This is a genomic window from Mycobacterium sp. IS-3022 (assembly GCF_001500065.1).
Lineage (GTDB): Bacteria > Actinomycetota > Actinomycetes > Mycobacteriales > Mycobacteriaceae > Mycobacterium.
The window spans coordinates 211,173-217,494 of the sequence record NZ_LQIN01000050.1; the positions used below are offsets into that span (position 1 = coordinate 211,173).

The following is a 6,322-nucleotide window of genomic DNA, read 5'->3' on the forward strand; positions in this document are numbered from 1 at the left end:
CCGATCGGTTCGGTGCTTCAGGACGGGACGTACTCGTCCCAGACCTTCATCATCGTCTGCAGGATCTCCTCGGCACGGCCCAGGCCGGCGAGGTGACTTTCACCGGGCATCGGGTAAAGCTCGGCGTCGGCGAGCCTGGACACCACATGCTGCCCATGCGCATACGGGACGATGTGGTCGGCGTCGCCGTGCCACCAGCGCACCGGCACCTTGATCTCGTCGAGCCGGAAGCCCCAGTCGCGGGCGAACACGACGATGTCGGAGAACGGCGCGGCCAGTTGTTTGCGGCTGCCGTTGAGCAGGTCGTCGAGGAACATCGCCTTGATCTCGGGGCGGGCCAGCAGCCGGCGGTCGGCCTCCGGGGACACCCGGCCGTACAGGTCGGTGGCCGGGGAGGCGACGGGCTTGATGAACCGGATGAGCGCCGACGCCACCAGGCCGATCGGTGTTCCCGCGTACTGCAGCAACGGCGCCACGCGCGTGCCGACATTGCCCATCAGGCCGCCGGTGATCGCGTCGGAACCCACCGTGGGCGCGACGCCGCCGATCACGCCGGCGGCCACCACCCGGTCGGGCATCGCCGCGGCGCAGCCCAGCGTGTACGGCCCGCCGCCGGACAGGCCGACGACGACCAGCTTGTCGATGCCGAGCGTGTCGGCGATGGTGCGCAGGTCGTCGGCGAACGCGACGACGGTGTCGTAGCGGTGCGGGGTCGACGATCCGATACCGGGGCGGTCGAGGCCGATCAACCGGATGTTGGCCTTTTCGGCGTAGACGCGCGCTTCCATCGGGATCTGGCGCCGGGCGCCCGGGGTGCCATGCAGCCAGAAGATGGCGCGGCCCTGTGGAGCGCCGAACTCGGCGAACCCGATCCGACGATCGTCGCCGACGGCGACGTTGCCTTCGAGCTTGGGGCGGGCGATTGCGACAACCATGTCCGAAGTGTCTCATGGCGCGCCGGCGCGCTTTTGAGCTATGCCACCCGGAACACGTAGGACGCGGTGGTGGTGACGCGATCGCCGACGCCTTCGTCGCGCATCAGTGCCCGTACCGCGACGGTGCCGTCGGACCCGCGAACCGGTTCGGTATCCACCCGAAACGGCCCGGCTTTGCCGCGAGCCATGAACATGACATGGCATGACACCCCATGCAGACGGTCGGTGCCGGCCACACTGGCCGCGGCGTCGATCGCCGCCGTCTCAAGGATGACGAACTGCGGCCCGACGTGCAGCGCCGCGTCGGGCGAGGCCACCTCCACCGACAACTCCGGCAGTCCCCACCGACCGTCGGGCCTGCGGTGGCCGCCGAACACCTGCCACAGCGGCGGCAGGTCGGGGGAGTCGACCACCTCGAGAGGGTTGGCCTCCATCCGGTCCAGCCCTTCCGGCGGCGTACCGATGCTGACGCCCTGGCCTTCGATCAGTGCAAGCACCCGGTCGGGTCGATCGGCGTCGACGATCTTCGCCCGGCTGTAGCCCATCTGGCGGCCGACCCGCAGCTCCTCGGACACCACCTCGATTCGACGGACGTCGAGGCCCGGGTCGAGCAGCTGGCAGGAGTGGATCACCGGGTTGGGCACCGCCTCCAGGTCCGACATGTGCCCGCTCTCGGGCGCGGAGATGCCCAGCACCGCGAACAGCAGTCCACCCGCGGCGTCGCGCATATCGCGGCGCACGGCGACGGTGTTGTCCTCCTCGACGAGGTCCATCTGCGCGTAGCTGCGGCCGATGTAGCGGTAGCTCAACAGCCCGCCCCACCGCCTGCGCAGTTCCTCGGCGTACTCCTCGGGCGAATCGGTCAACTCCCGGATATCGCGCAACACCGGCACTCCCATCTCGAAAGGGTTCGACGACGGCGGTCTACAGCAGTCGGCGGGGCGATCTTTCCATCTGATAGCCGGCGGGGAACGTCATCTCGATCACCCGCAGTTCGTCGTGGGCCTTGGACTCCAGTTCGAGGACGACGCAGCCTTCGCCGAGGTCCTTCGCCTCCAACACCGTGTAGTGCTGACCGCCACCGTTGACATCGACGATCGGGTCCCCTGAACGCAGTGCCTCGACCGCTACCAGGCCGGGGGCTTTTGCCGGGTGTGCTTCCACCCGGCTAACGGTAGGCCAAACCGTAGCCTCACTCAGTTGTTTCAGCCGACGGCAGATGCTGTCGGCGCCTTGCGTGGTTTCCCCGCCCCAGCGCGTGCACATCGGCGATCATGTCGCTAACACGCCGGCACCGGGGAGATGCCATGGACAGTACGATGCAGGACTTTCCGCTGACCGTGACCGGGATTCTGCGGCACGGCACGGGCTGGAATTCCGGCCGAAAAGTGATCACCGCGACGCCCGACGGACATCGCGAGATCAGTTACGGCGAATTCGGGACACGGGTCGCGCAGCTTGCGCACGGGCTACGTTCGCTCGGAGTGACCGACGGGCAGCGGGTCGCCACGTTCATGTGGAACAACCAGGAACACCTCGAGACGTACTTCGCCGCGCCGTGCATGGGGGCGGTGCTGCACACGCTCAACATCCGACTGGCCGGTGAGCAGATCGCGTTCATCGCCAACCAGGCCGAAGATTCGGTTGTGCTGGTGGACATCTCGCTTTCCGGGCTGCTGTCTCCGATCCTGCCGCAGATGACGACCGTGCACACGGTGGTGGTGGTCGGCGAGGGTGATGTTTCCGAGCTCACTGCGTCGGGTCACACCGTCATCGACTACGACGACCTTCTCGCCGGGCAGCCGCTCGACTACGACTGGCCCGAGCTCGACGAGAGAAGCGCCGCCGCAATGTGTTACACCAGCGGAACGACCGGTAACCCGAAGGGCGTGGTCTACAGCCACCGCTCGAGTTATCTGCATTCGATGGCGGTGTGCGCGGCCAACAACCTCGGCCTCGTCGACGGTGACCGGGTACTGCCGGTGGTGCCGATGTTCCATGCGAACGCGTGGGGGCAACCTTATGCGGCCATGATGGCCGGCGCGGACTTGGTGTTGCCCGACCGCTTCCTGCAGGCCGCTCCGCTGGTGGACATGATCGAACGGCACCGGCCCACCGTCGCTGCAGCGGTGCCGACCATCTGGAACGACGTCCTGAAGTTTTTGCACGCCAACCCCGAGCGCGACATCTCTTCCCTGAAGAGGGTCGCCTGCGGGGGATCGGCCGTGCCCCTCGGGATGATGAAGGAGTATCAGGACAGGTACGGCGTGGAGATCCGCCAGGCATGGGGTATGACGGAGACCTCGCCGCTGGCGGCCACCGCCGCACCGCCGCCGGAGGTCACCGGTGAGGAGCACTGGACGCTGCGCGCCTCGGCGGGCCGCGTCTTGTGCGGGGTCGAGATCCGCATCGTCGACGACGACGGCGCCGTGCTACCCAATGACGGAAAAGCGGTGGGCGAGATCGAGATTCGCGGTCCGTGGATCACCGGCTCCTACTATCAGAATGCCGACCCGTCGAAGTTCGACGCGGGCTGGTTGCGCACCGGCGACGTCGGCCGCATCGATCCACAGGGCTTCATCACGCTGACCGACCGCGCCAAGGACGTCATCAAGTCCGGTGGCGAGTGGATCTCGTCGGTGGAGTTGGAGCTGGCGATCACGGAGCATCCCGCGGTGTTCGAGGCCGCTGTCGTCGCCGTACCGGACGACCGGTGGCAGGAGCGGCCGTTGGCGGCGGTCGTCGTCGGCAGCGACGAGTCCGTAACCGCCACGGAGTTGCGGAAACATCTGAGCGACAAGGTCGCCCGTTTCTGGCTGCCCGAACGCTGGACGTTCATCGATGAAGTACCCAAGACCAGCGTCGGCAAGTTCGACAAGAAGCTGATCAGGTCCCGGTACGCGGACGGCGAATACGACGTCGTGGAGTGCCGAGACTAACCGCCGCGCTCGGCGGTCAGCGCCCACCGGATCCCGCCGACAAGGACACGACCCGACAATCGGATGACGGTCGCCTCGACCGGCGGAAAGTACGGCAGCATCAGCGGCATTCGAGCCCAGGCCGGCAGCATCGCCACCGACGTCGCCGCGAGTATCCCGTACGGAGCCCTGGCTGCGATCGGCAGCGGGGGAGTCAGCAGCAGGAACCGGGCGGCGTCGCGGGCGGCGGCGGTGCCGCGCAGTTCCGGCCGGAATCGCTCGATCCGCTCGGCCAGCTCTTTCTCGCTCCGCGGCGGGTCGACGACGCCCAACGCCGACGCCACCCGGGCGGTGTCGGCGACGTAGCCGTCTCGGCCGGCCTGGTCCAGCGGCGTCTCGCCATACAGCTGGTGCGCGAGCAGGAAGCTGTCAACCTCGGCTATGTGCACCCACTCCAGCAGATGCGGGTCGGCGGCGTGGTAGGGCGTGCCGTCCGCAGCGACGCCGCGCACCCGTTGATGGATGCCGCGTACGCGGTCGACCGCGCGTTGAGCCTCGTCGGCGGGTCCGAAGGTGGTCACCGCCAGGAAGGTGCTGGTCCGCTGCAACCGACCCCACGGGTCACCCCGGTAGTCGGAGTGCTCGGCGACGCCTGCCATCGCCAAGGGATGCAACGACTGCAGTAACAACGCGCGTAGACCGCCCACGAACATCGAGGCGTCAGCGTGCACCCGGCGGATCGGGCGGTCTTCGGCGAACCACCGGGGGCCGGGAGTGTGGTGGATTCGCGTGCGATTGGCGGGGCCGTCGGGTCCGGCAACCATGCCGAACAAGCCGCGGCCGAGGGTCTTGCGCACGGCACCCAGATCCGGCAACACCGTCATGCCTCCACGGTACGGCCGTGTTCCAGTCGCGCCAAACACCCGCCGAACTGGTCCGGGACCCGTGATACGTGGTTTACCGTAACGACGGAGGTCAATCCCGTGAGCAAAGCACACCGCCGCGAACGAGGAACGGGGAGGCAGACATGCGCCGATCGATCCGGTTGATGACCCTGGCCGCCGCGGTCGCCGTCACCGCGCCCCTCGGACTGGCAAGCAGCACCGGCAGCGCCGTCGCGGACGGGCCCGTCGGCGCGGGGCGCGGTGGCACGTTCGTTCCGCTGAATCAAGTCCTGCGGCGCTGCGACTACAGCGGAACCGAATTCAACGGGCCGACCGGCTACGCACGCGCCACCAGCGTCATCCGCAGCACGGGTTCGGGCGTTTCCGCGGATGTCGAGATGAACACCGCGATACCGAACATGCGCTACGACGTCCGGCTCATCCAGGCGCCACGGCCATCGGCGGCCACCTGCCACGGCGGCGACCCCGGTGTGGCGGCGGGCGTGTTGCAGATCGATGGGGCCGGCTACGGCTCCGTCACCCTTCACGACGCCGTCGAACCGGGCGCGACCGGCGCGTGGGTGTTCATCACCCGTCCCGACGCCTTCTCGCAGAACCCCGCGGAGTTCTACACGAGCGACTGGATCGAAGACATCTGACGCGCGGGGTCACGCGGCGACGACAACGGTCAGGTCGTCGCCGCGTCGCTCCACCCGCATCCCGGCGCGTCGCGCGATGGCGGCAACCCCGGCCGCATCGTCGGGTTCGGCTCGGCTTGCGGCCAGGACGCGGGCGAGTCGCCCCTTGTGTGCCTTGTTGAAGTGGGTCACGACGGTGCGCCTACCGTCGGAGTGCTCGGCAACCACGTCGACGCGGACGGCGGCGGACAGCCGGCCGAGCGACGCGTAGGAACCGGATCGGAGGTCGACGACGAGGTCCTCGGTCGCCAACCGGGTGAGCACGGGTTCCAGCACGGGACGCCACCGCGCGGCCAGCGTCGGCCGGCCGGGCAGCTTCGACGTCGCCGAGAGCCGGTACGGCGGTACCGGATCGTCGGCGCGTAACAGTCCGAACAGCGCCGAACCGACGGCCAGTCGGGCTCGGGAACGGCTCGCAGCGGCGCCCCGAAGCGACTCCACATCCAGGGCGTCGTAGAGGACACCGGTGTAGCGGTTGATCGCAGGCAGCGTCGGCGCGGTGCGCAGCTCCGCGTTGCGATCGATCTCTGCGTCCTGAGCGGCCGACAGCCCCAGTGCACGCCGGCAGGCCGACCGGTCCCGCGCCAGCTCCACCAGCTCGTCGAGCAACTCCGTGCGCAGCGGTTCCAACTCCGGCGAGCTGAGCGATTCGAGGCGCAGCGGTGGCCCGTCGCCTCCGGACCGTTTGGTCTCCGAGGGCGGAAGAAGCACGATCACGCCGCAGAGGTTATCCGGGCGCGTGCTGCGGTCAGGCCGGTGGCAGGGGTGCTGGTGGCGGTGGCGGCGCCAACGGGTTCGCCGGCGGAGGCGGCAATGGGTTCGCGGGCGGCGGAGGCGGTGCCGGTGGTGGCGGGGGCGCCATCGGTGGAGCAGGCGGTCGATATCTG

Annotated in this window: 7 protein-coding genes; 2 read left to right on the forward strand and 5 right to left on the reverse strand. The window is 68.7% G+C overall.

The genetic code is table 11. From position 1 onward, the window contains the following. Positions 1-17: 17 nt before the first annotated feature. Genes AU188_RS23755 through AU188_RS23765 form a run of 3 tightly spaced genes read right to left on the reverse strand, consistent with a single transcriptional unit; the run spans position 18 to position 2,099 of the window. Complete coding sequence (locus AU188_RS23755; protein ID WP_059165916.1) at positions 18-935, reverse strand: alpha/beta fold hydrolase; 918 nt, start codon at positions 933-935, stop codon at positions 18-20. A gap of 38 nt (positions 936-973) precedes the next feature. After that, positions 974-1,822 carry a hypothetical protein gene (locus AU188_RS23760; RefSeq protein ID WP_059165944.1) on the reverse strand — a complete coding sequence of 283 codons (849 nt, stop codon included), beginning with the start codon at positions 1,820-1,822 and terminating at the stop codon, positions 974-976. A gap of 37 nt (positions 1,823-1,859) precedes the next feature. Continuing rightward, positions 1,860-2,099, reverse strand: a complete 240-nt coding sequence (locus tag AU188_RS23765; RefSeq protein WP_059102287.1) for a hypothetical protein — start codon at positions 2,097-2,099, stop codon at positions 1,860-1,862. A 143-nt stretch (positions 2,100-2,242) separates the two neighbouring features. Between AU188_RS23765 and AU188_RS23770 the strand changes: the two genes are divergently transcribed. Next, entirely contained in the window at positions 2,243-3,874 is a 1,632-nt protein-coding gene (locus AU188_RS23770) for a fatty acid--CoA ligase (RefSeq protein WP_059165917.1), read from the forward strand. On the opposite strand, the gene AU188_RS23775 is transcribed toward AU188_RS23770, so the two are convergent. Further along, on the reverse strand, positions 3,871-4,737 hold the full coding sequence (locus AU188_RS23775; protein WP_059165918.1) for an oxygenase MpaB family protein: 867 nt from the start codon (positions 4,735-4,737) through the stop codon (positions 3,871-3,873). The two genes, AU188_RS23770 and AU188_RS23775, sit on opposite strands and share 4 nt — an antisense overlap. A 143-nt stretch (positions 4,738-4,880) precedes the next feature. Between AU188_RS23775 and AU188_RS23780 the strand changes: the two genes are divergently transcribed. Then, positions 4,881-5,396 (forward strand): hypothetical protein, encoded by a 516-nt coding sequence (locus AU188_RS23780; protein ID WP_059165919.1) that lies wholly within the window; start codon positions 4,881-4,883, stop codon positions 5,394-5,396. Positions 5,397-5,405: 9 nt separating this feature from the next. Here AU188_RS23780 and yaaA read toward each other — a convergent pair whose 3' ends face one another. Further along, positions 5,406-6,152 carry a peroxide stress protein YaaA gene (yaaA, locus tag AU188_RS23785; RefSeq protein ID WP_059165920.1) on the reverse strand — a complete coding sequence of 249 codons (747 nt, stop codon included), beginning with the start codon at positions 6,150-6,152 and terminating at the stop codon, positions 5,406-5,408. Positions 6,153-6,322: the final 170 nt, after the last annotated feature.

Bases quoted from the DNA above. Each gene is read 5' to 3' on its own strand.
- AU188_RS23770 (WP_059165917.1), top strand. From the start codon at position 2,243: ATGGACAGTACGATGCAGGACTTTCCGCTGACCGTGACCGGGATTCTG.
- AU188_RS23755 (WP_059165916.1), bottom strand. From the start codon at position 935: ATGGTTGTCGCAATCGCCCGCCCCAAGCTCGAAGGCAACGTCGCCGTC.
- AU188_RS23775 (WP_059165918.1), bottom strand. From the start codon at position 4,737: ATGACGGTGTTGCCGGATCTGGGTGCCGTGCGCAAGACCCTCGGCCGC.
- AU188_RS23780 (WP_059165919.1), top strand. From the start codon at position 4,881: ATGCGCCGATCGATCCGGTTGATGACCCTGGCCGCCGCGGTCGCCGTC.